Raw genomic sequence first — 24,725 nt, forward strand, 5'->3', positions numbered from 1 at the left:
CCCCATCCCCAGCCCCGCCGCAGCCCTGCCGGCCACGCCCACGGGCGGGCTGTTCCATGCCGCGCGCTACCGACCGATGTTCGAGGACCAGCGCGCGCGCCTGGTCGGCGACATGGTGACGGTGATGATCGTCGAACGCGTCACGGCCTCGCAACGCTCCACGTCCAGCATCGATCGCGAAAACGAAATGAACGCCGGCCTGACCAACCTGCCGATCTTCAAGGCCGCGAACGCCGCCAACCTCATCGGCCGCTCGAAGATCGGCGTCGGCAGCGACAATGCATTCTCGGGCAAGGGCGAGACCGCCAACAGCAACAACTTCACCGGATCCATCACCACCACCGTGGTCGACGTGCTGCCCAACGGCCACCTCGTGGTCACGGGCGAAAAGCAGATCGGCGTGAACCACAACGTCGACGTGCTGCGCTTCTCGGGCAGCGTCGACCCGCGCAACCTGCAGCCCGGCAGCCTGGTCAGCTCGACCCAGGTGGCGAACGTGCGCGTGGAGTCGCGCGGACGCGGCCAGCAGGCCGAAGCCCAGTCAATTGGCTGGTTGTCACGCTTCTTTTTGAACGTTATGCCGTTCTGATTTTCCCGAGAATGGACAGCTATGAAAGCACTGTCCACGCTCCTCAAATTGCGCCCTGCCCACCTTGCGTTCTGGGCGATCGCCGCAGGCGGGGCCGTGCTGGCCCTGCCAGCCCATGCCCTGCGCATCAAGGAAGTTGCCGCCGTCCAGGGCGTGCGCAGCAACCAGCTCACGGGCTACGGCCTGATCGTCGGGCTCGACGGCACGGGCGACCAGACCACGCAGATGCCCTACACCAAGCAGGCACTCGCGAACTACCTGCAGCAGATGGGCATCGCCCTGCCCGCCACCGGCAACGCGACCCAGCTGCAACTCAAGAACGTTGCCGCGGTGATCATCACCGCCGAGCTGCCGGCCTTTGCCCAGCCCGGCCAGATGATAGACGTCAACGTCTCCTCGATGGGCAATGCCAAGTCGCTCAAGGGCGGCACGCTGGTGGCCACGCCGCTGCGCGGCGCCGACGGTGAAATCTATGCGCTGGCCCAGGGCAATATGGTCGTCGGCGGCGCGGGCGCGTCGCAGGGCGGCTCCAGGGTCCAGATCAATCACCTGAGCGCCGGGCGCATTCCCCAGGGCGCGCAGGTCGAGCGCGCCGTGCCGACGCCGCTGCACGAAGGCGACACCATCCAGCTGAGCCTCAACGCCACCGATTTCCAGACCGCCGACAAGGTGGTGCAGGCGATCAACAAGAACCTGGGCATGGGCACGGCGACGGCGCTCGACGGCCGCACCGTCCAGGTCAACGCGCCAAGCAACCCGGGCGCGCGCGTGCGCTTCATCGCCCAGCTCGAAGAGCTGCCCATCGTCGCCTCGACGCCCGCCGCCAAGGTGGTGATCAACGCGCGCACCGGCTCCATCGTGCTCAACCAGGCGGTGACACTGGGCAATTGCGCGATCGCCCACGGCAACCTGTCGATCACCATCAGCTCCACACCGATCATCAGCCAGCCCAACCCGCTGTCCCAGGGCCAGACCGTGGTTGCCGAAAAAGCCAGCATCCAGATCCGGCAGGAGCCGGGCAACGTGATCCAGGTGCCGGCCTCGCCACAGCTCACCGACGTGGTGCGCGCCCTCAACACCCTCGGCGCCACGCCCCAGGACCTGCTGGCCATCCTGCAGGCCATCAAGGCCGCGGGCGCCCTCAACGCCGAACTGGAGGTGATATGAGCATGTCGCTCAATTCCACCGTGGCCATGGGCACCTCGAACGCGCTCGCGATCGACGCGCGTTCGCTCAATGCGCTCAAGTACGAAGCCGGGCAGAACAACCCCGAGGCCGTGCGCGAGACCGCCAAGCAGCTCGAGTCGCTGTTCATGCGCGAAATGATCAAGAGCATGCGCGAGGCGACGATGAAGTCCGGCCTGCTCGAGGGCGCCCAGGGCAATCTCGGCGCCGACATGCTCGACCAGCAGCTGTCGGTGACGATGTCGGGCCAGCCCGGCGGCCTGGCCGACGCGATCGCGCGCCAGCTGGCCAAGGCCATGGGCGGCGCTGCCGAGGACGACGGCGATGACGCGCTGCCCTCGACGCTGAGCCTCGCGGGCCGCCAGGGCGGGTTTGCGCGCTACGGCGGTTTCGTGCCGGGCAAGGGCGTTGCCGCGACCAGTGGCGTCAACACCTACGCCGCGAATGCGCCCTCGCCCCAGGGCCTCAACGATTTCGTGCGCTCGCACGCCGGCGCCGCCGAGCGCGTGGCGCAGGCCAGCGGCATTCCCGCGGCCTACATGCTGGGCCAGGCCGGACATGAAACCGGCTGGGGCAAGAGCGAGATCCGCAACGCCGACGGCAGCAACTCCTTCAACCTGTTCGGCATCAAGGCCGGCAAGGGCTGGACCGGCAAGGTCGCCGAAATCACCACCACCGAATACATCGATGGCGTGCCGCGCAAGGTCGTGGCCAAGTTCCGCGCCTATGGCTCGTTCGAGGAGTCGTTCCGCGACTACGCCCAGTTGATCAACAACAGCCCGCGCTACGAGAAAGCCCGCGCCCAGACCGGCTCGGCCCAGGCCTATGCGAGCGAGCTGCAAAAAGCCGGCTACGCCACCGATCCGCAATACGCGAACAAGCTCAACCGCGCCATCCAGAGCACCCAGCGCGTCCAAGACAGCCAAGCATAAAGAGATAACAACATGAGCCTTATGAACGTGGGTTCTGGCGCCTTGATGGCCAACCAGATCGCCCTGCAGACCATCGGCAACAACATCGCCAACGTCAAGACCGCAGGCTATTCGCGCCAGACCGTGTCGATGGGCACGAACTTCGGCCAGGACATAGGCTACGGCTACGTCGGCAATGGCGTGAGCGTGGCGTCCATCGTGCGCAATTACAGCGCGCTGCTGAGCCGCCAGTCGAATACCGCCGGATCCATCCAGGCCGCCGACCTGGCGCGCGCCTCATCGCTGTCCCAGATGCAGGAAGCGTTCGCCGGCGGCGAAAGCGGCCTGGGCGCGGCGATGAACGAAATGCTCAACGGGTTCTCCAGCGTGGTCAACGCGCCGACCGACCTGACGGCGCGCAACGTGGTGCTGACGCGCATGACCGAGCTGGCCTCGCGCTTCAAGTCGGCCTCGAGCAGCCTCGACGAGCTCGAGTACACCAACAAGCTGCAGATCCAGAACGATGTGACGCTGGTCAACAGCCTGGCCGGCCAGGTCGCCGCGCTCAACGGCCAGATCAGCCGCTCCCAGGCCTCGGGCGTGGTGCCCAACGACCTGCTCGACAAGCGCGACCAGCTGGTGCGCGAGATGAACCAGTATGTGCAGACCAGCCAGGTCGATGGCGCCGATGGCACGCTCAACCTGTTCGTCGGCGGCAGCCAGGCGCTGGTGCTGGGCGCGACCGCAGGGCAGCTGTCGGTCAGCGAGTCCACCCAGTATCCGGGCAGCGGCCAGCTGTCGCTGTACTTCAGCCAGCCCGGCAACGCGCCCGTGGAACTCAGCGCCAGCATGGTCGGCGGCGGTGAAGTCGCGGGCCTGATGAAATTCAACAACGAAGACCTGACCGAAGGCCGCAACCTGCTGGGCCGCATGGCCCAGGTGATCAGCACCGCGCTCAATGCCCAGCAGGCCCAGGGCCTGACGCTGTCGGGCGCGACCGGCAAGCCGCTGTTCTCGCAGGTCGAGCAGATGCCGGGCTATACAGCGATCGAAGGCGTCTCGGCGTCGGTCAGCTTTGTCGATACCCAATCCACGGCCACGCCCAGGCCGGTACTCGACGCCACGGCTTATGTGGCCTCGGACTACCAGGTCATCTTCGGCGAATCCGGCAAGGTCAATCTGGTGCGCATGTCCGACGGACTGACGCGCAGCTTCGACGATGTGGAGGCACTGGCCGCCGAAACCGTGGACGGCCTGCAGTTCAATGTATCGGGCGCGGGCGCCCTGCATGAGAGCATTCTGTTCAAGCCGTTCAGCAGCTCGGCCGCCACCATGCAGGCGCTGGTGCTGTCGCCGCAGGATCTGGCCGTGTCCAGCGCCGTCGCGGCGAGCATTTCCCCGGACAACGGCGGATCGCTGCAGCTGTCGGGCCTCAAGGTCACGGGCGCGGGCATTCCGGATGCGGCCTCTGCGGGCATAGAAATCCGCTTTGCGGTGGACCCCACGACTTCGGCCCTCACCTACACCGCGAGCAACGGCGCCACGGGCAACTATGTGGCCGGCCAGCCTATCCAGATCGACGGCTGGGAAATCACCCTGACCGGCACGCCGCATGCGGGCGACAGCGTCACGGTGGTCAACGCCAAGAGCCCTGAGATGGGCGACAACTGGAAGCGCGACGCGGGCAATGCGACAGCCTTTCTGGCGCTGCGCGATGCCAAGCTGTTCGACGGAGGCACCACGCTCAGCGACGGCTTCTCGACGCTGATCGCCCAGGTCGGCACACGCACGCAAAGCGCCAAGCTGGCCGCCGACCTGTCCGGCACCATCGCCAGGAACCTCGAAGCCGAACGCACGTCGGTGTCGGGCGTCAACCTCGACGAGGAAGCCGCCAAGCTGCTGCAGTACCAGCAGGCCTACCAGGCCTCGGCCAAGATGCTGCAGATCGCGCAAAGCATTTTCGACAGCATGCTCTCCACGGTCGGCCGCTGATTTCCCAGGATTCCCAGGAGTTCCCGATGACCAACACCATCACCCGCCTTGGCACAGCCAACATGTATGACCGCACGGTGAGCAACCTCTCCGAGCGCCAGGCCAAGCTGGCCAACATGATGGAAAGCACCTCCGCCGGCAAGCGCGTGCTGCGCGCCAGCGACGATCCGGTCGCGGCCGCACAGGCCGAACGCGCACGCACGCGCATGGACCGCACCGCAGCCGACCAGCGCGCGCTGGACGCGCAGGTCTCCATCATCAAGGACGGCGAATCGACGCTGGGCGCGGCCAACAATGCCTTGCAGGAATTCCGCGCGCTGGTGGTGAATGCCGGCAACGGCACCTACACGCAGACCGAGCGCGATGCGCTGGTCGCCCAGATGGCGTCGCTGCGCGACCAGATCGCGGGCTACGCGAATCGCACCGACAGCAACGGCCTGCCGCTGTTTCGCGGCCTGGGCAGCGCCGAGCAGCCGCTGCAGGGCAGCACCTTCCTCGGCCAGTCGGGCCAGACCAGCAGCGGCGCGAACGGCATCGCCAACACGCTCGACGGCGTCGCGGCCTTCATGAACGTGCCCACGGGCAATGGCGTGCTGGCCGTGAACCAGGGTGCGGGCAACACCGGCAAGGCCTGGAGCGATATCGGCCAGATCATCGACCCCACAGCCGCAGCCGACGCCGCCAGCGCGAATCCGCCGATCAGCATCACCTTCAGCGTGGACGCGGATGGCGTGACGAGCTACAGCATTGCAGGCGCCGCCGCCGTGCCCTACAAGTCGGGTGAGACGATTTCCGTCGCCGGCATGGGGCTGACCATCACCGGCACGCCGGCCGACGGCGACAGCTTCACGATTGGCGCCAGCGAGCGCAGCGATCTGTTCAGCGTGCTCGACCAGGCCATTAACGTGGTGCGCGGTGCGGGAAATTCCGATGGCACCACGGCGTCGGGCGCACTCGCCCATGGCGTGGCCAAGGCGCTCGCCGAGATCGATACCGGCATGAACCGCATGCAATCCGTGCGCGGCTTCGCCGGCGATCTGCTCAACCGCGCGGAAACCCTGACGACCCACTTCAGCGCCAGATCACTGCAACTCGAAGCCGATCGCTCCGCGGCCGAAGATGTCGATATGATCACAGCACTGTCGGAACTGAAAACCCTGCAGACCAGCTATTCCGCTGCACTGCAGTCCTATGCCCAGATCCAGAAGCTGTCCCTGTTCGACTACATCGGCTAATCCTTTAACCTTATTCCATGGCCCTGTCCGCACTCAGTTCCCTGACGCTTGGTTATCGGCCGCTCTGGAATGACGAACGCACGCTCGCCGGCGTGCAGCTCTACCTCGACTGCGAGCCGGCGATCGACCCCGATGTGCCGCACTTTCTGCGCATCCTGCAGGAGATGTGGAGCCAGGCCGCGCCGCCGCTGCTGCTGTCGCCGCAGACGCACCAGTTGCTCAGCGCCTTTTTGCAGCATGCGCCCGCGGGCAGCCCCTGGGTCGAAGTGCGCGGCGACTGGATAGAAGATTCCTCGCTCTACGCCCAGGCCCAGGCCGCGCAGGCGCGCGGGCTGAAACTGGTCTGGCGCGGGTCGCTGGGCGAGCTGCCCGACGCGCGCACCGCGCAATGGTTTGCGAACAGCCTGCTGAGCCTCTCGCCCGACGAGACGCATGGCCTGCACCCCGAGCGCCCGGTGCTGCCCGGCGCGCTGCTCGACGGCCAGATGTACGAAGGCGTGCACAGCCGCAGCCTGCTCACGCGCTGCCTCGATGAGCACCGCGCGGCGGCCATCGCCGGCTGGCCCACCGAAGACGTGCTGCTGCAGCTGCGCGCCCGCGCGGCCCAGCCCACGCGCCAGCGCGTGCTCGAACTGATGCAGGCCATAGACGCCGAGCAGTCGCTCGAAAGCTTCGAAGCCATTCTGGGCAGCGATCCGGTGCTGGCCTACCGCTTCATGCTCTATACCAATTCGGCCGCACTGGGCCTGCGCACCGGCGTAGACTCGCTGCGCCGCGGTCTGGTGATGCTGGGCTACGGCACGCTGCAGCGCTGGCTTGCCGACCAGCTGCCGCATGCCGACACCGAAGCCGATCTGCAGCCGGTGCGCGCCGCGATGGTCATGCGCGGCCAGCTCACGGAACGCCTGGTCGAGGCCGGCATAGGCCACGAACTGCAGCGTGAAGTCTATCTGTGCGGCCTGTTCTCGCAGCTCGATGCGCTGCTGGGCGAACCGCTGGCCGGCTGCCTGCGCCGGCTGCCGCTGTCCGACCGCATCTACCAGGCCATCATCGGCAAGACCGGCCCCTACGCGGCCAGCCTGGCGCTGGCCCAGGCGCTCGAGACGCCCGACGGCAGCGCCATCCGCGCACTGTGCCAGACGCACGAGATGGAACTCGAAAGCGTCAACCGCAATCTGCTGCGCATGCTGCGCGATGCGGCCCTGGAAAACCGGATCACGCCGCGTTGAAGGGACGGGGCTTCTTTGGGAAGCCCGGTCACTCTGGGTCCGGTGAGGCATGGCAGCACAACCCCGTTCGCCCTGAACAAGATAAGTAGCGCAAGTCGCCAGCACAAGAGATGCGCCCCGGCTTGCGTGAAAACACTCTAGGGCGGATGCCGCACTGCGCATACAGTGGCATCCACCGCCCACTTCCTCCCCCTGCCACGCGCCCATGCCCGCCGTCGAATTCACTGCCCTGCTGGTGCTGGCCGCCGCCATGAGCTTCAGCCCCGGGCCGAACACCACGCTCGCGACCACGCTGGCCGCCAACCACGGCCTGGTGCCCAGCCTGCGCTTTGTCTGTGCCGTGCCTTTCGGCTGGTGCCTGCTGCTGCTGCTCACGGCCGCGGGCGTCGGGGCGCTGGTGCTGGCCATGCCGGTGCTGCGCTGGGCGATCAAGGCACTGGGCATAGGCTATCTGCTGTGGCTGGCGCTGCGCCTGAGCCGCGCCGGCCAGCTCGCGCAGGCGCAGGGCGGCGCCCTCGCGGTGCCGTTCTGGCAGGGCGTGGGCCTGCAGTTCGTGAACATCAAGGCCTGGCTGCTGATGCTGACCGTCGTCGCCGGCTGGGTCGCCGGCCATGCCGACGCCTGGCAGCGGCTGGCCGTGGTGCTGCCGGTCATGGCCTTCTTTGCGCTGAGCAGCAATCTGCTCTATGCCTGTGTCGGCGCGCTGCTGCGCGGCTGGCTGGCCCATGGCCGGCGGCTGCTGTGGTTCAACCGACTGATGGCCTTGCTTTTAGCGCTGACCGCCGCCTGGATGATATGAGTAGCGCCCCCACGCTCGCCCACTGCGTGTGGTTCGCCTGGGGGGCAATGCCCCCCATCGCGTTTTGCAATGACGGCAGCTTCCAGAAACGAGATGCACCAATGCCATAGCCGCGCCTGTTGCCATTTTTGCGGCTTTGCACGCGATGGGCCCCGCAGGCGACAAAATGGCTGCATTGCTGGCACGCCCGCGCGGACATTTACGCCGAACCCGACGCTTCGCCCCCTCGACAGCACATGCCCCACAACGGCATGCCCCTATCCCCATCGCATTTCCGAATGCCGATTTTAGCAAAGACAGAGAGATAGTTATGACGAATTGGACCCTGGCAGCGCGTGCGGCCAAGATGAATCCTTCTGCAATCCGCGAAATCCTCAAGCTCACCGACAGGCCCGGCATCATCAGCCTGGCCGGTGGCCTGCCTTCGCCCAAGGCGTTTCCGCTGAGTGCCTTCACCGAAGCCTGCGCGACCGTCATGGCCCGGGACGGCGCGACCGCGTTGCAGTACTCGACCAGCGAAGGCTTCGCGCCGCTGCGCCAGGCCGTGGCCGACCTGCTGCCCTGGGACGTCAACCCCGACCAGGTGCTGATCACCACGGGCTCGCAGCAGGCGCTCGATCTGATCGGCAAGGTGTTCCTCGACAAGGACAGCCGCATGCTGGTCGAGACGCCGACCTACCTCGGCGCGCTGCAGGCGTTCGCGCCGCAGGAGCCTATCGCCGTGAGCGTGGCCAGCGACGACGAAGGCATTCTGATCGACGACTTCGTAGCCCAGGCCGGCACGGGCGCCGACAAGGCGCGCCTGGCCTATGTGCTGCCCAACTTCCAGAACCCCACGGGCCGCACCATGAGCGAAGCGCGCCGCGCCGCGCTCGTCGCCAAGGCCGCCGAACTGAACATTCCGCTGATCGAGGACAACCCCTACGGCGACCTGTGGTTCGAAGAGGAGCCGCCGCTGCCGCTGGCCGCGCGCAACCCCGAAGGCGTGATCTACATGGGCTCGTTCTCCAAGGTGCTGGCCCCCGGCCTGCGCCTGGGCTACCTGGTCGCTCCGCTGGACATCTACCCCAAGTTCCTGCAGGCCAAGCAGGCCGCCGACCTGCATACGCCCGGTTTCAACCAGCGCGTGGTCGCCGAAGTCATCAAGGACGGCTTCCTCGACCGCCATGTGCCGACCATACGCACGCTCTACAAGGCCCAGCGTGACACCATGCTGGCCGCGCTCACGCGTGAAATGGCCGGCCTCGATGTGAAGTGGACGCGCCCCGTCGGCGGCATGTTCCTCTGGGTCACGCTGCCCGAAGGCATGAACGCCCAGACGCTGCTGGCCGCGGCCGTCGAGCGCCATGTGGCCTTCGTGCCCGGCGCGCCGTTCTACGCCGAGCATGCCGATCCACGCACGCTGCGCCTGTCCTATGTGACCGCGTCGAGCGACGAGATCAACACCGCGGTTGCCGCGCTGGCCGACGCCATTCGCGCAACGCTGCCCGTCGCAGCCGTGGCCAGCGTGTAATGCCGGCGCCACGCGCACGCGCTTTCGCGCAGGTCGACGTGTTCACGCAGGTCGCGCTGCGCGGCAACCCCGTGGCCGTGGTGCTCGACGGCGAAGGGCTGGATGACGCGGCCATGCAGGCATTTGCATCCTGGACCCAGCTGTCGGAAACCACCTTCGTGCTGCCGGCCAGTGCCGGCGCGCGCGCGCAGGGCGCCGACTACCAGTTGCGCATCTTCACGCCCGGCGGCGAGCTGCCATTCGCAGGCCACCCGACGCTGGGCAGCTGCCACGCCTGGCTGGCCCACGGCGGCCAGCCGCAATCGGCCACGCAAATCGTGCAGGAATGCAGGAAGGGGCTGGTGACGATCGTCCACCAGGGCCAGGCGCTGGCGTTTGCCGCGCCCGCGCTCACGCGCAGCGCGCCCGCGCCCGACTTGCTTGCGGGCGTGCTCCAGGCCCTGGGCCTGCAGCCCGGCCAGGTACTCGCCGCCGAACAGCTCGACAACGGCCCGCAATGGCTGGGCCTGCTGCTCGACAGCCCCGACACCGTGCTTGCCCTGGACCCCGACCACGCGCGCCTCAAGGCGCTCGCGCAGAAAGTCGGCGTCGCCGCGCTCTACCCGGCCGCCGACGACGCGGGCCCGGCGCTGGTGCGGCGCTCTAGCCGCGAAGCGCGCGCGTTTGCAGCTGCAGCAATGCCTGCGCGGCCGGCGGTACAGCTAGAAGTGCGCGCCTTTGCGGCGGCCACGGGCATCAACGAGGACCCGGTCACGGGCAGCCTCAACGCCAGCCTTGCGCAATGGCTGATCGCCGAAGGCCGGCTGCAGGCGCCCTATGTCGCCAACCAGGGCAGCTGCCTGGGCCGCGACGGCTGGGTCCATGTGCATGCCGACGACCAGGGCCAACTTTGGGTCGGCGGGCATGCCGTGGGCTGCATCCAGGGCTCCGTGCTGCTGTAGCCTCCGGTCCCGCAAGTGACAACGGGCGCGCAACCCGTCGCTTGCGTGACTTGCGGCGCCGGGCGCGCTGCCCACAATCGCGCCCATGGGAACCCTTTATCTTGTGCGCCATGGCCAGGCCTCGTTTGGTGCCGACGACTACGACCAGCTCAGTGCGCGTGGCCTCGATCAGGCACGGCGCCTGGGGGAGTACTGGCGCGAGCGCTCGCTGGTATTCGATGCAGTGCTCGTCGGCAGCCTGCGCCGCCACCGCCAGACGCTGGACGGCATTGGCGAAGGCCTCGAAGGGCTCCAGGCGCCGGTCACCACGCTGCCCGGCCTCAACGAATACGACAGCCATGCGCTGCTCACCGCCATCCACCCGCAGCCGCTGCCCCGGCCCGACACGCCCGAGCTCTACCGCCAGCATTTCCGCCTGCTGTGCGACGCGCTCGCGCAGTGGATGGCCGGCGTGATCAGCCCCAAGGGCATGCCCAGCTGGGACGAGTTCTCGGCAGGCGTGCACGGCGCGCTCGAGCAGGTGCGCCAGCAGCATGCGGGACAGAATGTGCTGCTGGTGAGCAGCGGCGGCCCGATCTCGGCAGCCGTGGGCCAGGTGCTGGGCACGACGCCCGAAGCGACGATTGCGCTCAACATGCGCATCCGCAACAGCGCCGTGACCGAATTCAGCATCAGCCCGAGGCGGCTGATGCTGCAGACTTTCAATACCCTCAACCACCTCGACAGCGACACCCATCGCGATTGGGCCACCCACGCCTGAAAGACATGCGGTACAAAGTGGCATGACTGCCATTTCTGCCGCACCGTTCGAGCCACCCCGCGTGACCCTGCATCTGGGCGCGGTCGAGGGCTGGCTTGCGCTCTCCGACGACGAGCGCCACGATCTTCCGCTGGGCCTGCACACGCTGGCCCAGCACCGCTTCCAGGGCCGCATGCCCGATGCGCTGGGGCTGGAGCAGGCCATCGAGGAAGTCGAGGACGCCATCATGCCCGCCGGGCCCTGGCTGCCCCGGCCGGTGCGGCTGCAGACCCATGACGCACTGCTGCACGACATCGCCCGCGTCGCCACAGCCGAGAACGTGCTCACGCGCGAGGCCGTGGAGCAGCTGTTCGAGCGCCTCGCGCGCCAGGCGCAGCGCTACGGGCCGCCCGACACGCTGCTGCCGCAGGACCCGGTCTGGGCCGCGGCCCTGCTGGTGCTGCGCGAATGCCTGCACCATTGGCAGGTCGAAGCGCTGCACCTCGCAGGCGCGAAGGCCTAGGCCTTCACGGACCGGAGCGCAGGAATCATTGCAGCAGGGCTAGCCGGCGCGGCGATCGGGCAATGCCGGCAGGAAATCACCGGTGCGCAGTTCTTCGGCAATCAAGCCGGCAATCCAGGCCTTGCGCTCCGGGGACATGCGGCTGTTGATAGCGGCGATGCTGATGGCAGCATGGCTGCCGGTATCGATTTCAAAGCGCATTCCCACGCCGCTGACGCCGTCCGTCACGAGGTCGTTGGTATCCGCGTAGCCGCGTTGCCGGGTATCTCTGAGCAGTTTCTTCAACTGCGATACCGAAGGCCCGCGCGGCTTGAATTCTTCCAAGTGCCTTTTGTAGAGCGCGTCGACCTCGGCGTCAGGCAATGCCGAGAGCAGTGTCACGCCGGCGCTGCCGATTCCCAGAATGCGCATGCCCCCCACTTGCAGCACCAGTGCCTTGACCGGATAGGAGCCTTCCTCGCAATGCACGCAGTGGCCATAGTCGCCGTTTCTGACCACCAGGAAAACGGTGTCGTCCGTGCGCCGCGCCAGGCGCTGCATCACCGGCCGCACCCGGTCGATGATGGGGGCGGAGCGCATGGCCGCCAATCCCAGCTGCATTGCCTCGACGCCCAGGCGATAGTTCCTGGAGGGGTCTCTGGTCACGAGTCCGAACTCCACCAGGCTGGTCACCAGCCGGTAGGCGGTGGCGCGGTCCAGCTCCGTCAGCTGAGCCAGGGTGCCGATGTTGATGCCGTGTGGATGGATGGCCGCAATGTGTCTCAACAGCGTCAAGGCGCGAATGACTGTCTGCGATCCCTTCATTTCCGTTCCGTTATTCAAGCGTTACCCGGTATACACCACGCGGCTGAGCAGCGGCAGATCGAGGCCATGGGTCTCGATGCGCGCAACACTTGCCACCAGGCCATTGAATTTGTCCAGCGCGTGCTGCCAACGCCATTCCTGGGCGACTTGCGCCGCAAGCGCCAGCGTCTGATCCCAATCCAGCCGAAATGGACGCTCGGGATCAAACCGTTGGCGATGGACCTGGCCCGCGGTGGTGGTCAGCGCGAGTTCGCAGGTCCAGGGCGCGATCGATGCGCTGGAGCGCACGCGCATCCTGCGCGCCAGTTGGTGCAGGTCGTGCTCCAGGTGCTGGCGCTCGAAATGCGCAATCCGCGGCACGCCATGGACCAGGGTTGCGGCCAGCATGAAGGGGGCACTCATGATGGCGCCCGAAGGCGATTCAAACGGGCCATGCAGGGCAACACCGGGGTACTCGGCATCCGACGGGTGCATGCAGATATCGAGCTGTGCGACCTCATCCGCCTCGAATGCCACGGCGGCCTTGAGATCGCGCAGGGCCTGCACCGGCGCCTGATTGAAGGCACAGCCGGGGTACGGCTTGAACACCATCTGCGGTGTCCGCCAGCCCGAGAAATCGAGCGTCGGCACCGTCCCGGCATAGGCTGCGCCAAAGCCGTTATCACCCTCCAGACAGAACTCCGCGCCGCTCACGCCCGCTTTGGCCAGCAGTGCGGCCTGCACGCCGTCCCTGCTGGTCTTTGCAATCTGCAGGCGCCACTCCTGTGACCCGTCGGCCCAGGTCTGCAAAAGCCCGGACGCCATGTTCGTGGCGATCGAGAGCGCGCTCTGCGCCTGCTTCGCGCTCAGCCCGAGGATGACCGCGCACGCCAGCGCGGCCCCCAGCGAGCCGTAGAGGGACGAGGCGCGAAATCCCCGCCGCGTGGTCTGCGCCGACAGGCTTTGCGCAATCCGGGGAATGGATTCATAGCCCACCAGCAACGCATCGAGCACGCGGTGCGGGGGCGCCTCGACCAGGTCTGCGACGGCAAGCACCGCAGGAATCACGATGCACCCGATGTGGGTGACGACCTGGGGATGGGTGTCGTTCTGCCCGCGGGCGGTGATGAGGCTGGCGTTGATGAAGGCGGCGTCGGCCGCGCTGCGCTTGCCGCGTCCACCGAAAAGCCTTGCGGGCCCGTCGGCGCTGGCAATGCCGTGCAGTGCCCGGCCCAGCGGATCGGTTGCCGCGTCGACGGCCAGCGCCATGCTGAGGTTGTAGAGCAGGCAGTTGCGCAGGGCCTGCTGGACGTCGCGCGGCGCCTGCTCGAAGCGCAGGTTCATGGCCCAGAGGGAAAGCGCGTGGGCAAGCGATGGATGTGGAGGCATTGTCTACTCGCTGTTCTTGGGCCGACCTGCAGTTGCAGGGCTGGCCGGCTTGAATCTTCAGGATCTCAGCGCCATGCGCTGGCGCCAACTTTCATCGACGCCTCAGCCATAGCGCCCCCCACTGATATGCACCACTTCGCCCGAAATGAATCCCGTGCGGGCGGACGCCAGAAAGGCCACCAGGCTGGCCACCTCCTCCACGGTACCGAATCGCTTGATGGGCATCACCGCCTTGGACCGCTCCTCGATGCCTTGGAGGTAAGGCAGGGCGCGCAGGCGCTCGGTCTCGATGATTCCCGGCGCGACCGCATTCACCGTCACCCCTTGCGGCCCGAGCTCCAGGGACAGCGCCTTGGTGAGGCCGATGAGCCCGGCCTTGGCGGACGAGTAATTGGCCTTGTTGACATCACCGAAGTGGGCGCGGGACGTGATGTTGATGATGCGGCCGTACTGCTGCGCCGTCAGGTGCGGCGCAGCGGCGCGAACGATGTGGAAGGCGCCGGTGAGCGTCACGTCCACGACCTTGTGCCATTGCGCGTCCGTCATGCTGGTGACCGCCGCGTCCATGGAGAACCCCGCGCAATTGACCACGATATGCAAGCCGCCGAGTTGCGCGACCACGGTCTGCACTGCGCTGGCCACGCTCGCCGCATCGGTGACATCGACGGCAATCGCACAGGCCTGGCCGCCGCTTTCATGGATCTCCAGCGCCACCTTGTCTGCCAATGCGCCATCCCGGTCAAGGACCGCCACCTTGCAGCCCTCGCTTGCCAGGCCCAGAGTGATCGCCTTGCCAATGCCATTGGCTGCGCCCGTGACCAGGGCCACTTGTCCTTCGATTCCCAGGTTCACAATATTTTCCTCAGTAAAGAAACAAGCTGGAGCGCAGCCGTCTGCGGCGCCGCAAATGCCCGGCCCTCAGCAACTGGCATCGAGCGACTGCATGGCAAGAAGGTGCTGCAAAAGCCTTTGCTCGGCCTGGTCCCGTTCGCCCTCGCGCCATGGGAAGATTCCCTGGCCCGTCTTGGCGCCCTTGTCGCCGGCCGCAACCAGTTGCTTGATCAGCGCCGGCGTCTGCTTCACATCGCACAGATGGGGCGCCAGATAGTCGAGGATGGCTTCCACCAGGTCGAGGCCGATGTAATCCGAATTGCGCAGCGGCCCCACGGCCGCCATGCGCCGGCCAAAGGTGTGCCGCGCGACCAGATCGACGGTCTCGGCCGAACAGATGCCTTCCTCGACGATATGCGCCGCCTCCCGCACCAGGGCAAACTGCATGCGGTTGCCGACGAAGCCTGGCGCATCCTTGAACACGTCGACCGGCAGCTTTCCCGCGGCGCGCAGCCAGTGCGTGACCTGGTCGGCAACGTCCGCGCCGGTCTGTTCTCCGCGCACGACCTCCACCACGGGAATCAGATACGGCGGGTTCCACCAATGCGTGCCCACGACACGGCCCGGGTCCTGGGCATGCAGCGCGATCTCGGTGATGCGCAACACCGAGGTATTGCTCGCGACGATGCAGTCGGGGTTGGCCGCATCGATCTGGCGGATCAGGTCCTGCTTGAGCGCGAGCTTCTCGGGCGCTGCCTCGACCACCAGATCACAGCCGCTGACGCATTCCGCCAGGGTGGCGCACAGCGACACGCTGGCGCGGCGCGTCTCGCCCAGCAGCTGCAGATGCGCGTCGATCCTGCGCGGCACATCGCTCAGCGCCAGTGGGTCCGGGTCCCAGATCGACACCTCGAATCCGGCCTGCGAGAAGACCTGGGCGATGCCGTGCCCCATCAGGCCGGCACCGAGCACGCCTACGCGCACCGCCGGGTGCTGCGTGGCGCCGCTCATGCCTGCGCGGCGGCCACGCTGGGGCGCACGTTGTAGCCTTCGGTCCGGAAGGAGCCGTTTTCCTTGCGGAACTGGGACATGAAATCCGGCCACAGCGCCGTCAGCTTGCCGCTGCCGGGATGAAGGTACCAGCTGCTGCAACCGCCCGACACCCAGACCGTGCCCTGGCTGCGCTGCTGGATGCTGTCCGTGTAATCGATTTCCGCCTGGGCATCGGGCTCGACCACGACACCTCGGTCCAGCACATAGCCTGCGCCTTCGCGGATGTAGTTGATCTGCGTCTCTATCATGAAGATCATCGACCCCGCCCCCAGGCCGGTGTTGGGGCCCAGCATGAAGAAGAAATTGGGAAAGCCCGAAACCGTGGTGCAGGCAAACGCATGGCCGCCATCCTTCCATTTGTGCGCCAGGCTCTGGCCGCCCACGCCGTGGATCAGCTCCGCGATCGGCAGCTCGGTCGCCTCGAAGCCGGTCGCCACCACCAGCAGGTCCAGCTCGACCTTCTCGCCGCTCTTGAGCAGCACTCCGGTCTCGTCTATGCACTCTATGCCCGCAGTTTCCAGGTCCACGTTCGGCTGCATCAGCGCCGGATAGTAGTCGTTCGAGATCAGGATGCGCTTGCAGCCGATGGCGTAGTGCGGCGTGAGCTTCTTGCGCAGCGCCTCGTCGGGCACCTCGGCTTGCAGATGACTGGCGGCCATGCCGCGAATCATCTCGATGAACGTGGGTACCTGGCGGCGCTGCGGGAAGCGCGACTCATTGCCCCAGAACAGCTCGTCGCGCAGCTCCTGCATGGTCTCGGGGAAGCGCTCGAACATACCCTGCTCGGCATCGCTGTACACATGGTCCCGGCGTGGAATGACATAGGGCGCAGAGCGCTGGAACACGGTCAGGTGCTTGGCGGTGCGCGCCAGCTGAGGAACGATCTGGATGGCCGAGGCGCCCGTGCCGATCACGCCCACGCGCTTGCCGGCCCAGTCGCAGGAATGGTCCCACTTCGCGGAGTGAAAGACCTGGCCCTTGAACCTGGCGATGCCGGGAATGTCGGGATAGGACGGATCGGACAGGTGCCCGGCGGCCGAGATCAGCACCGGCGCTTCGAAGACACCCACCGAGGTCTGCACGACCCAGATCTGGCGCGTCGCATCCCAGGATGCGCGCTCCACCGCAGCGCCGAATTGCACATGCCCCAATATCTGCTCCTCCTGCGCGGTGCGGCGCAGGTAGTCCAGGATCTCCGGCTGCGGCGCGTACACGCGGCTCCACCGGGGATTGGGTTTGAACGAGTAGGAATACAGATGGGACTGGATGTCGCAGGCCGCGCCGGGATAGGTGTTGTCGCGCCAGGTGCCGCCCACCTCGGTGGCGCGTTCGAGCACGATGAAGTCGTGCTTGCCTTCGCGCTTGAGGCTGACGGCCATCCCCAGACCGGAAAAGCCCGAGCCGATGATCAGCACCGCAGTTTGGGTGACCGGACTCTCGGCCTTCGTGTTGTAAGCATTCATGGTCGGTTCACCTCAGGCGTGTGCGTTCTCAAAGACATGTCCGGCGGGCAATGCAGCCGGGTTCCTCACGAATTCATCGATCATCGTGAACAGCTCGGCGGGGCGTTCATGGACGACGCCATGGCCGCAGTAGATCTCCGCGAAACGGCTGTTGGCGATGCCGCCGAAAAGCATGCGCGCATGGCGCATGGGCGTGGTGATATCCAGGGTGCAGCCCACCACCAGCGTGGGGGCGGTGATCGCACCCAACTGCTGGCCGATATCGACGTTCAGGTTGAAGGCCATCTTCCTGGAGCGGTCCGCGCCGTTGCGAATGCCCTGGATGAGCGCGTCGAGCTCGCCTTCGTTCTTCGCGTTGAGGAACGGCTGGCTGTAGTTCACGAATGCGGAGAATTGCGCGATCGCTTCATGCCCGCTCTCATGCAGGCTGCGCCAGACGGCGTTGCGCAGGCGCTGCTGGTTGTCGGTCTTCACCCAGCCGCACGCCAGCGTGAGGGACTCCACCGTGGCGCCATGCTGCGCCGCATACAGCGCGGCGATCACCGCGCCAAACGAGTAGCCCACCAGATGGACGGGCGCATCTGCGTTCGCCTCCCTGACGACTGCCAGCACCTGCTCGATATACGCCTGGGCCTCAGGGATGGCTTCATCGGGGTCGACGAAGTCGAGGGCCACCACGCGATGGCGCATGGCCAGCATGGGATACAGGGCCCAGAAGTTGTTCTCGGCCGAGCCCCCGGTGCCGTGCAGCAGCACGATGGTCGGCCCCCCCTTTTTCGCGGGGTCGGAGTCGTAGTAGTGGATGCCGACCCCTTGCGGTGTGGACGCAGTGAGGCTCTGGACGTGGGTGTTGAAAGGCATAAAGAGAAGCCGTTGAATCAGCGCTGCTGCTAGTTGGAGAAGTTGACGACCTTGGCCACGGCAACGATGTTTTGCTGCTCCATCTGCACCTGACGGGTGAGATCCGCGGCGCTGCCGCCCAGCGGACGGGCGGCGAAGCCGCTGATGCGCTGGATCACGGCCGGATCCCTGAGCACCTTGTTAATGGCGGTGTTGAGGATTGCCACGATTTCGGGCGGCGTCCTGGCCGGCGCGGCGATGCAGAACCAGACCGATACCTCGTAGTCGGAAAGGCCGGCTTCGCGCAGCGTGGGAACGTTGGGCAGCTCGGGGGAGCGCTCCTTCGAGGTGACCGCCAGCGCCTTGATCTGCCCGCCCTGGATCAGCTTCAGCGCGGAAGATATCTGGTCGATGCTGTAGTCGATGTTGCCCCCGGCCAGATCCCCCAGCATCGGCGCGCTGCCCTTGTAGGGAATGTGCGTGGCCTTGATTTTGGAGTGCAGGTTGAACAGCTCCGAGGACACATGACCACTCGAGCCTACGCTCGGGCTGCCAAAGCTGAGATCCTGCTTCCTGGCCAGCGCCACGAGTTCCGCCACGCTGTTGACGCCCAGCTGGTTGCGCACCATCAGCACATTGGGCAGCGCGGCGACCAGTGCCACATGCGAGAAGGCCGTCAGCGGGTCATAGGCCAGATTGCTGTAGACGTACTTGTTGACGATCATCGGCCCGGGCGTGCCCAGCATGAGCGTGAGCCCGTCGGACTTGGAGCGCAGCACGTTGGCGGCGCCCAGGTTGCCGTTGGCCCCGGCAATGTTCTCGACGACCACGTTGACGCCCAGCTCCTTGCGCAGGCCCTCGGCCATCAACCGGCCCAGAATGTCCGTGGTGCCCCCCGCGGTGAACGGAACCACCATCCGGATCACCTGGTTGGCGGGTGGCCAGGTGTTGGCAAAAGCGCTGCGCAAGCTGCCGCCCATCGCTCCCAGTGCTACGTACATCCCGACTTTGCGTCTTGTGATCATGTTGTCTCCTTGCTGGCCCGGGTCACGACCCGTTGTTTGGTTCAACGCCTGCAAGGGTTGGCATCCCTTGTCGCTAGCGTTGGGCCAATTCTTCAAGGAACCGGCAGGAGCCGCCACTTCAATTTCACGATTTGTTCAACATGTGAATTTCTGCGGGTACGCCCTGTCCCGCAGCGGGCGCTGCATATTCGCATCGTTACGCGCCGGGGCCACGCCGGCGGCGCAGCCCCTCAGGGGCGATCAATAAGGCTTCGCTTCGTCGACCAGTGTCGATGCCGGCAGCGCATGAATCTCCTGCAGCAGCTGCACCAGCCCGTGCGCCGAGGCATCGACCATCGCCCGGCCGCGTTCGGCGGTGGCGGCTGCGGCATTGCCGACCGCGCCCGCGGGGTTGTAGTCCTGTATTGCCCAGCCCATCTTGGCGCTGCGGCCATTGCCCAGCAGCGCGTACTGGCGTGAGCGGTCTTCCGAGGTCGAGGCGAAATTGCGCGCCTGCGCCATGTCGACGGTTTCGGGCGCGAGGTGCAGCATCATCGAGGTCTCGACTTCGCCGCCGTGGATGCCGAAACGGTGCTCGTGTGCGCAGAACTGCTGGTTGGCGGCATCGCCCGCGAGCCCGAACCAGCTCGTGCTGTAGACCAGCAGCCGGTGCTTGACGCGCAGCTCGCGCGCGACGATGTCCATTGCGCTGACCTGACCGCCATGGCCGTTGAACAGCAGCAGCTTGCGCACGCCGGCGCGCGCCACGCAGGCGCCGATTTCGCTCCACAGCGCGATCAGCGTCGCGGGCGCGAGCGTCAGCGTGCCGGCGTAGGCCGTGTGCTCCATGCTCAGGCCGATGTTCTGCGGCGGCAGGCACAGCAGCGGCAGCTCGGGCGGCAGCAGCGCCAGCGCCGCGTCGAGCACGCCCTGGGCCAGCGTCGCGTCGACCGACAGCGGCAGGTGCGGCCCATGCTGCTCGACGGCCGCGACCGGCAGCAGGGCCACGGTATCGGCCGCGAGCCCGTTGGTTTGCGCCATGGCGAAGTCGCGCGCGGACGCCTGGGCCCACCAGCGCGAAGGCCAGCGGGGCGGGGGGGCTGAGGAAGACGTGGGCATGTTCGCCATGGTAGTGCAGACGGAGACAGCAGACTTCGACCGTGCACAGCACAATGCGCCATGGCATCCACTTCGACCCGTGACCTGACCCAAGGCCCGATCGGCAAGACTTTGCTGGTCTTTTCGCTGCCCATCCTCGCCGGCAATGTGCTGCAGTCGCTCAACGGCTCGATCAATGCGATCTGGGTCGGCCACTACCTGGGCGAGGCCGCGATCACCGCCACGGCCAATGCCAACAACCTGCTGTTCGCGCTGATCGGGCTGATGTTCGGCATAGGCATGGCGGCCACCATCCTGGTCGCCCAGGCGATGGGCGCGCGCAACCTGCCCCAGGCCAAGCGCGTGATCGGCACCAGCGCCACGCTGTTCGGCGCGGCGTCTGTCGCCATCTCGGTGCTGGGCTGGCAGTTCTCGGCCCATATCCTGGGCCTGCTGGGCACACCGCCCGAGGCGCTGCCGCTGGCCGTGGCCTATCTGCGCGTGATCTTTCTCGCGATTCCGCTGCTCTATCTGTTTACTTTCGTTTCGGCCGTGATGCGCGGCGCGGGCGATACGCGCACGCCGTTCTGCTTCCTGCTGCTGGTGGTGCTGCTCGACACCGCGCTCAACCCGCTGTTCATCTTCGGCTGGGGGCCGGTGCCGCGCATGGGCATTGCGGGCTCGTCCACGGCCACGCTGGTCGCCCACACCATTGGCTTTGCGGCGCTGCTGGCCTGGCTGCGCTGGCGCGCGCATCCGCTGTGGATAGGCGCGGCCGAGCTGCGCCTGTTCGTGCCCGATGGCCGCATCCTGCGCGCGTTGATCTGGAAGGGTCTGCCCATGGGCGCGCAGATGGTGCTGATCTCGATGTCCATGCTGATGCTGATGGGCATGGTCAACAGCCATGGCGTGCAGCTGTCCTCGGCCTATGGCGCGTCGCTGCAGCTGTGGACCTATGTGCAGATGCCGGCCATGGCCATAGGCGCCGCGTGCTCGTCGATGGCCGCGCAGAACGTCGGCGCGGGCCTGTGGAAGCGCGTCGACGCGACGGCGCGCGCGGGCGTGCTGTGCAATGTGCTGATGACCGGCACGCTGATCGCGGCCGCGGTTGCCGCGGACCGGCAGGTGCTGGCGCTGTTCCTGCCCGACGGCAGCGCGGCGCTCGAGACCGCGCGCCACCTCAACCATATCGCCATCGGCTCGTTCCTGTTCTTTGGCGTGACCTTCGTGATCTCGGGCGTGGTGCGCTCCACGGGCGCCGTGGTCGCGCCGCTGGTGATCCTGGCGATCGCGCTGTGGGGCGTGCGCGTGCCCGTCGCACAGTGGCTGCAGCCGGTCTGGGGCGTGGACGCGATCTGGTGGAGTTTCCCGATCAGCGCGGCCTGCGCGATGCTGCTGTCGCTGGGCTACTACCGCTGGGGCGGATGGCGCCAGGCGCGCATGCTCTCCCCCACCGAAGAGCAACTCGCCACACCCGCCGAAGTCGGCGGCCTGCCGCCGTCCCCGGTCTGCGCCCAGTCGGACAGGCCCGAACAACTGGCGCCGGCCCGATAACGCGTGATGGCCCCGCGCGGCCAGCCGCGCGCGCTGCGCGCTACCATCCCGAAGCCTGTTGCGGAACCAAACCGCCCCCGCCAGGCTCCCACCTTGCGACCATGACCTACCGCCTCTCCTCTTTCCGGCCCCGGGCCTTCACCGCCTGGCTGCTTGCCCTGGCCCTGCTCACGCTCGCAGCGGCGCAAAGCAGCTTCGCCCAGATCCAGTTGCTCGGCAACAGCCAGGCCTCGGGAGGCGCCGTTGTCACGACCCCGCGGGTGCGCGCCGAACTCGTGGCCCATGCGCCCGACGGTGTCACGCCCGGCCAGCCGCTGTGGCTGGGCCTGGCGATCACGCACCAGCCCGAGTGGCATACCTACTGGAAGAACGCCGGCGACTCGGGCCTGCCCACGCAACTGCAATGGCAATTGCCCGCGGGCCTAGAAGCCGGTGAAATCGACTGGCCCGTGCCCGAAGCCATCCGCGTGGGCCCGCTGGTCAACTATGGCTACGAAGGCCAGTTGCTGCTGCCCGTGCCGTTCCAGGTCGCGCCCGGTTTCACGGCCCCGGCCGGCGACACATTGACGGTCCGCCTGCATGCGAGCTGGCTGGTGTGCCGCGTCGAGTGCATTCCCGAGGAAGGCGACTTCACGCTGCAACTGCCGGTGCGCGGCGCGACCGCGCTGCACGCCGAGGCATTTGCCGCGGCCCAGGCGCGCCAACCCGCGGCGCTGTCCGGCCAGAGCACGGCAAAGGTCGAAGGCGAGCGACTGCAGCTGCGCATCGCGGGCCTGCCCGCGACGCTGCAGGGCCAGGACCTCGCGCTGTTCCCGGAAACCCCCGAAGTGCTCGAGCACGCGGCCCTGCCCGGCAGCGGCTGGACGCAGGCCTGGGATGGCGCGGTCTGGACCGCCGACTGGCCGCTGTCGGCCATGCGCGGCGAAACGCCAGAGCAGCTGCCCTTTGTCGTCGCGCCCGTGGCGGCCGCCACCGACGGCCCGCTCGCCTGGCGTACCGTGGCCGCGGTCCAAGGCCGCTGGGACAGCGCGCCCGTCGCCAGCGTCTCGCCGGCGCTGGCTGCAGCCTTGGCGGCGAATGCGCAGCAGGCCCCTGTCGCGCCCGCTGCGGGCGGCAATGCCGGCTTCTGGATGGCGCTGCTGGGCGGACTGGTCGGCGGGCTGATCCTCAACCTCATGCCCTGTGTGTTCCCGGTGCTGGCGATCAAGATCGTCGGCTTCACGCGCCACGGCCAGGACCGGCGCATGCTGCGCCTGGGAGGCCTGGCCTATGGTGCGGGCGTGCTGCTGTCGTTTCTGGCGCTCGGCGGCCTGCTGCTCGCGCTGCGCGCGGCCGGCCAGCAACTGGGCTGGGGCTTCCAGTTGCAGTCGCCGGGCCTGGTCGCGGCCATGGCCGTGCTGTTCACGCTGCTCGGGCTGAACCTCGCAGGCATGTTCGAATTCGGCCGCATGCTGCCCCAGCGCTGGGCCAGCGCCCAGTTGCGCCACCCCACGGGCGAAGCGTTTCTTTCGGGCGTGCTGGCGGTGGCGATCGCCTCGCCCTGCACCGCGCCGTTCATGGGCGCCTCGCTGGGCCTGGCGATCGACATGCCCGCTGCCCAGGCGCTGACGGTGTTCGCCGCCCTGGGCGTCGGCATGGCCCTGCCCTATGTGCTTGCCAGCTGGATGCCGGCGCTGGTGCGCTGGCTGCCCCGGCCCGGCGCCTGGATGGAAACCTTCCGCCGCGCCATGGCTTTTCCGATGTTCGCCACCGTGGCCTGGCTGGTCTGGGTGCTGGGCCAGCAAAGCGGCATCGACGGCGCGGGCGCGCTGCTGGTGCTGCTGGTCGCGCTCAGCGCGCTGGTCTGGGCATTCACGCTGGGCGGCAGGACGCGCTGGCTGCTGGTCAGCTGCATGCTGCTGGGCACGCTCTGGCTGGGCAGCGCCGTGGGCCCGCACATCACGCGCGCGGCGACCGCGCCGGGCAGCGCGTCCATGGCGAGCGCCGACGGCTGGCAACCCTGGTCGGCCGAGCGCGTGAGCAGCCTCACGGCCGCGGGCACGCCGGTGTTCGTCGATTTCACCGCCGCCTGGTGCGTGACCTGCCAGGTCAACAAGCACACCACGCTCAACCGCGACGAGGTGCGCGCCGACTTCGCGGCGCGCGGCGTGGCCCTGCTGCGCGCCGACTGGACGCGGCGCGACCCGGCGATCACGCAGGCGCTGGCTGCGCTCGGACGCAGCGGCGTGCCGGTCTATGTGCTCTATGCGCCGGGCAAGCCCCCGCATGTCATGACCGAGCTGCTGTCGCCGGCCGAAGTGCGCAGCGCGCTGCAAATACTCTAGTGATACCTAGGGACTTACCCTTTCCGGCATGGGTGCGACCGCTGCGCCGGGCCGCGGTGTCAGCGTAAGACTACACGCGCAGGCCGGACGATCGGCCTAGACTGAACGCACGCTGCATTTTCTTGCAGCGCGCCGGAGTCGCAGTCCAGGCGTGCCGGCGTAGCCCATCAGGAGGTTGCCATGACCGCTACCCTGCGCCACCATCCCCCCCCGACCGACAAGCGCCGTTCGCTGCAGGACAAACCCCGCCTGCCCCGGCGCTGGCACTACGGCCTGCTGGCGCTGCTCGTCGCCTGCCTGGCGGTCGCAGGCGCGGTCGTGCCCATGGTCTGGGACCTGCTGGATGTCTTCGACCAACTGCCCAAGATGGCCTGGTTCCAGGACCTGCTCGCGCGCTCACCCGCCGTGAGCTGGTCGCTGATGCTGGTCTGGGGCACGTCCGTCTCCATCTCGCTCGTGGCCCTGCTGTCGCTGCGCCAGGGCTGGCAGGGCGTGCTGCTGGTCGGCGCGCTCACGCTCTGGGCCGTGGCCTGGTACCTGCACATGCCCCATGTGGAGCAGTGCCTCGCGTTGTATGGCACGGGCAACATCTGCAATACATGGCAATGGGTGTTCACCATCAGCCTGTCGCTGGCCACCGCGCTCTACATGTTCGTGATCTTCCTGCTGAGCCTCTCGGCCCTGGGGCTGCTGTTCACGCAGCCGGACGAAGCCACGCAGGAATGACGCG

The 24,725-nt window shown here is 67.4% G+C and carries 22 protein-coding genes; 14 read left to right on the forward strand and 8 right to left on the reverse strand.

From position 1 onward, the window contains the following. The 11 genes from GVL12_RS13970 to GVL12_RS14020 form a co-directional block, all read left to right on the forward strand. Positions 1 to 589, forward strand: a 589-nt coding sequence (locus GVL12_RS13970; RefSeq protein WP_159914974.1) for a flagellar basal body L-ring protein FlgH, incomplete at its 5' end; no start/stop codon positions are given. A gap of 21 nt (positions 590 to 610) precedes the next feature. After that, a complete protein-coding gene (locus GVL12_RS13975) occupies positions 611 to 1,756 on the forward strand; it encodes a flagellar basal body P-ring protein FlgI (RefSeq protein ID WP_159914976.1) in 1,146 nt (381 codons plus the stop codon). A gap of 2 nt (positions 1,757 to 1,758) precedes the next feature. Next, a complete protein-coding gene (flgJ, locus tag GVL12_RS13980; RefSeq protein WP_200843749.1) occupies positions 1,759 to 2,706 on the forward strand; it encodes a flagellar assembly peptidoglycan hydrolase FlgJ in 948 nt (315 codons plus the stop codon). 12 nt (positions 2,707 to 2,718) lie between these two features. Next, on the forward strand, positions 2,719 to 4,677 hold the full coding sequence (gene flgK / locus GVL12_RS13985; protein ID WP_159914980.1) for a flagellar hook-associated protein FlgK: 1,959 nt from the start codon (positions 2,719 to 2,721) through the stop codon (positions 4,675 to 4,677). Between the two features lie 26 nt (positions 4,678 to 4,703). Beyond that, positions 4,704 to 5,912 (forward strand): flagellar hook-associated protein FlgL, encoded by a 1,209-nt coding sequence (gene flgL / locus GVL12_RS13990; protein WP_159914982.1) that lies wholly within the window; start codon positions 4,704 to 4,706, stop codon positions 5,910 to 5,912. A 17-nt stretch (positions 5,913 to 5,929) separates the two neighbouring features. Then, complete coding sequence (locus tag GVL12_RS13995; protein WP_159914984.1) at positions 5,930 to 7,141, forward strand: HDOD domain-containing protein; 1,212 nt, start codon at positions 5,930 to 5,932, stop codon at positions 7,139 to 7,141. Positions 7,142 to 7,346: 205 nt separating this feature from the next. Then, positions 7,347 to 7,940: a LysE family translocator gene (locus GVL12_RS14000; RefSeq protein ID WP_159914986.1), complete on the forward strand. Its 594-nt coding sequence runs from the start codon at positions 7,347 to 7,349 to the stop codon at positions 7,938 to 7,940. Between the two features lie 310 nt (positions 7,941 to 8,250). Beyond that, on the forward strand, positions 8,251 to 9,453 hold the full coding sequence (locus tag GVL12_RS14005) for a PLP-dependent aminotransferase family protein (RefSeq protein WP_159914988.1): 1,203 nt from the start codon (positions 8,251 to 8,253) through the stop codon (positions 9,451 to 9,453). Continuing rightward, positions 9,453 to 10,394 carry a PhzF family phenazine biosynthesis protein gene (locus GVL12_RS14010; RefSeq protein WP_159914990.1) on the forward strand — a complete coding sequence of 314 codons (942 nt, stop codon included), beginning with the start codon at positions 9,453 to 9,455 and terminating at the stop codon, positions 10,392 to 10,394. The genes GVL12_RS14005 and GVL12_RS14010 overlap by 1 nt, the downstream gene beginning before the upstream one ends. Before the next feature lie 85 nt (positions 10,395 to 10,479). Then, positions 10,480 to 11,154, forward strand: a complete 675-nt coding sequence (locus tag GVL12_RS14015; protein ID WP_159914992.1) for a histidine phosphatase family protein — start codon at positions 10,480 to 10,482, stop codon at positions 11,152 to 11,154. A gap of 22 nt (positions 11,155 to 11,176) precedes the next feature. Then, positions 11,177 to 11,656 (forward strand): hypothetical protein, encoded by a 480-nt coding sequence (locus GVL12_RS14020; protein WP_200843750.1) that lies wholly within the window; start codon positions 11,177 to 11,179, stop codon positions 11,654 to 11,656. A 39-nt stretch (positions 11,657 to 11,695) separates the two neighbouring features. Here the strand turns inward: GVL12_RS14020 and GVL12_RS14025 are convergent, their stop codons facing one another. The 8 genes from GVL12_RS14025 to GVL12_RS14060 form a co-directional block, all read right to left on the reverse strand. Then, entirely contained in the window at positions 11,696 to 12,460 is a 765-nt protein-coding gene (locus GVL12_RS14025; RefSeq protein WP_159914994.1) for an IclR family transcriptional regulator, read from the reverse strand. A gap of 21 nt (positions 12,461 to 12,481) precedes the next feature. Beyond that, positions 12,482 to 13,828 (reverse strand): MmgE/PrpD family protein, encoded by a 1,347-nt coding sequence (locus GVL12_RS14030; RefSeq protein ID WP_159914996.1) that lies wholly within the window; start codon positions 13,826 to 13,828, stop codon positions 12,482 to 12,484. Positions 13,829 to 13,930: 102 nt separating this feature from the next. Then, positions 13,931 to 14,680 carry an SDR family NAD(P)-dependent oxidoreductase gene (locus GVL12_RS14035; RefSeq protein WP_159914998.1) on the reverse strand — a complete coding sequence of 250 codons (750 nt, stop codon included), beginning with the start codon at positions 14,678 to 14,680 and terminating at the stop codon, positions 13,931 to 13,933. 66 nt (positions 14,681 to 14,746) lie between these two features. Beyond that, positions 14,747 to 15,670, reverse strand: a complete 924-nt coding sequence (locus GVL12_RS14040; protein WP_159915000.1) for a 3-hydroxyacyl-CoA dehydrogenase family protein — start codon at positions 15,668 to 15,670, stop codon at positions 14,747 to 14,749. Beyond that, the gene (locus tag GVL12_RS14045) at positions 15,667 to 17,175 is read right to left on the reverse strand and encodes an NAD(P)/FAD-dependent oxidoreductase (protein ID WP_159915002.1); all 1,509 of its coding nucleotides are present in this window, start codon (positions 17,173 to 17,175) and stop codon (positions 15,667 to 15,669) included. Before GVL12_RS14045 ends, GVL12_RS14040 begins: the two co-directional genes overlap by 4 nt. A 12-nt stretch (positions 17,176 to 17,187) precedes the next feature. Next, positions 17,188 to 18,036 carry an alpha/beta fold hydrolase gene (locus GVL12_RS14050; protein WP_159915004.1) on the reverse strand — a complete coding sequence of 283 codons (849 nt, stop codon included), beginning with the start codon at positions 18,034 to 18,036 and terminating at the stop codon, positions 17,188 to 17,190. A 29-nt stretch (positions 18,037 to 18,065) separates the two neighbouring features. Continuing rightward, positions 18,066 to 19,040, reverse strand: coding sequence for a tripartite tricarboxylate transporter substrate binding protein (locus tag GVL12_RS14055; protein WP_200843751.1), 975 nt, complete (start codon positions 19,038 to 19,040; stop codon positions 18,066 to 18,068). A 240-nt stretch (positions 19,041 to 19,280) separates the two neighbouring features. Continuing rightward, the gene (locus GVL12_RS14060) at positions 19,281 to 20,138 is read right to left on the reverse strand and encodes a creatininase family protein (RefSeq protein WP_200843752.1); all 858 of its coding nucleotides are present in this window, start codon (positions 20,136 to 20,138) and stop codon (positions 19,281 to 19,283) included. 60 nt (positions 20,139 to 20,198) lie between these two features. On the opposite strand from GVL12_RS14060, the gene GVL12_RS14065 reads away from it, so the two are divergent. The 3 genes from GVL12_RS14065 (at position 20,199) to GVL12_RS14075 (ending at position 24,721) form a co-directional block, all read left to right on the forward strand. Then, positions 20,199 to 21,671, forward strand: coding sequence for an MATE family efflux transporter (locus GVL12_RS14065; protein WP_159915008.1), 1,473 nt, complete (start codon positions 20,199 to 20,201; stop codon positions 21,669 to 21,671). 101 nt (positions 21,672 to 21,772) lie between these two features. Further along, positions 21,773 to 23,995: a protein-disulfide reductase DsbD gene (locus GVL12_RS14070; RefSeq protein WP_159915010.1), complete on the forward strand. Its 2,223-nt coding sequence runs from the start codon at positions 21,773 to 21,775 to the stop codon at positions 23,993 to 23,995. Positions 23,996 to 24,175: 180 nt separating this feature from the next. Further along, the gene (locus tag GVL12_RS14075) at positions 24,176 to 24,721 is read left to right on the forward strand and encodes a hypothetical protein (RefSeq protein ID WP_159915012.1); all 546 of its coding nucleotides are present in this window, start codon (positions 24,176 to 24,178) and stop codon (positions 24,719 to 24,721) included. Positions 24,722 to 24,725: the final 4 nt, after the last annotated feature.

This window comes from Pantoea sp. 18069 (assembly GCF_902706035.1).
Taxonomy (GTDB): domain Bacteria; phylum Pseudomonadota; class Gammaproteobacteria; order Burkholderiales; family Burkholderiaceae_C; genus Comamonas.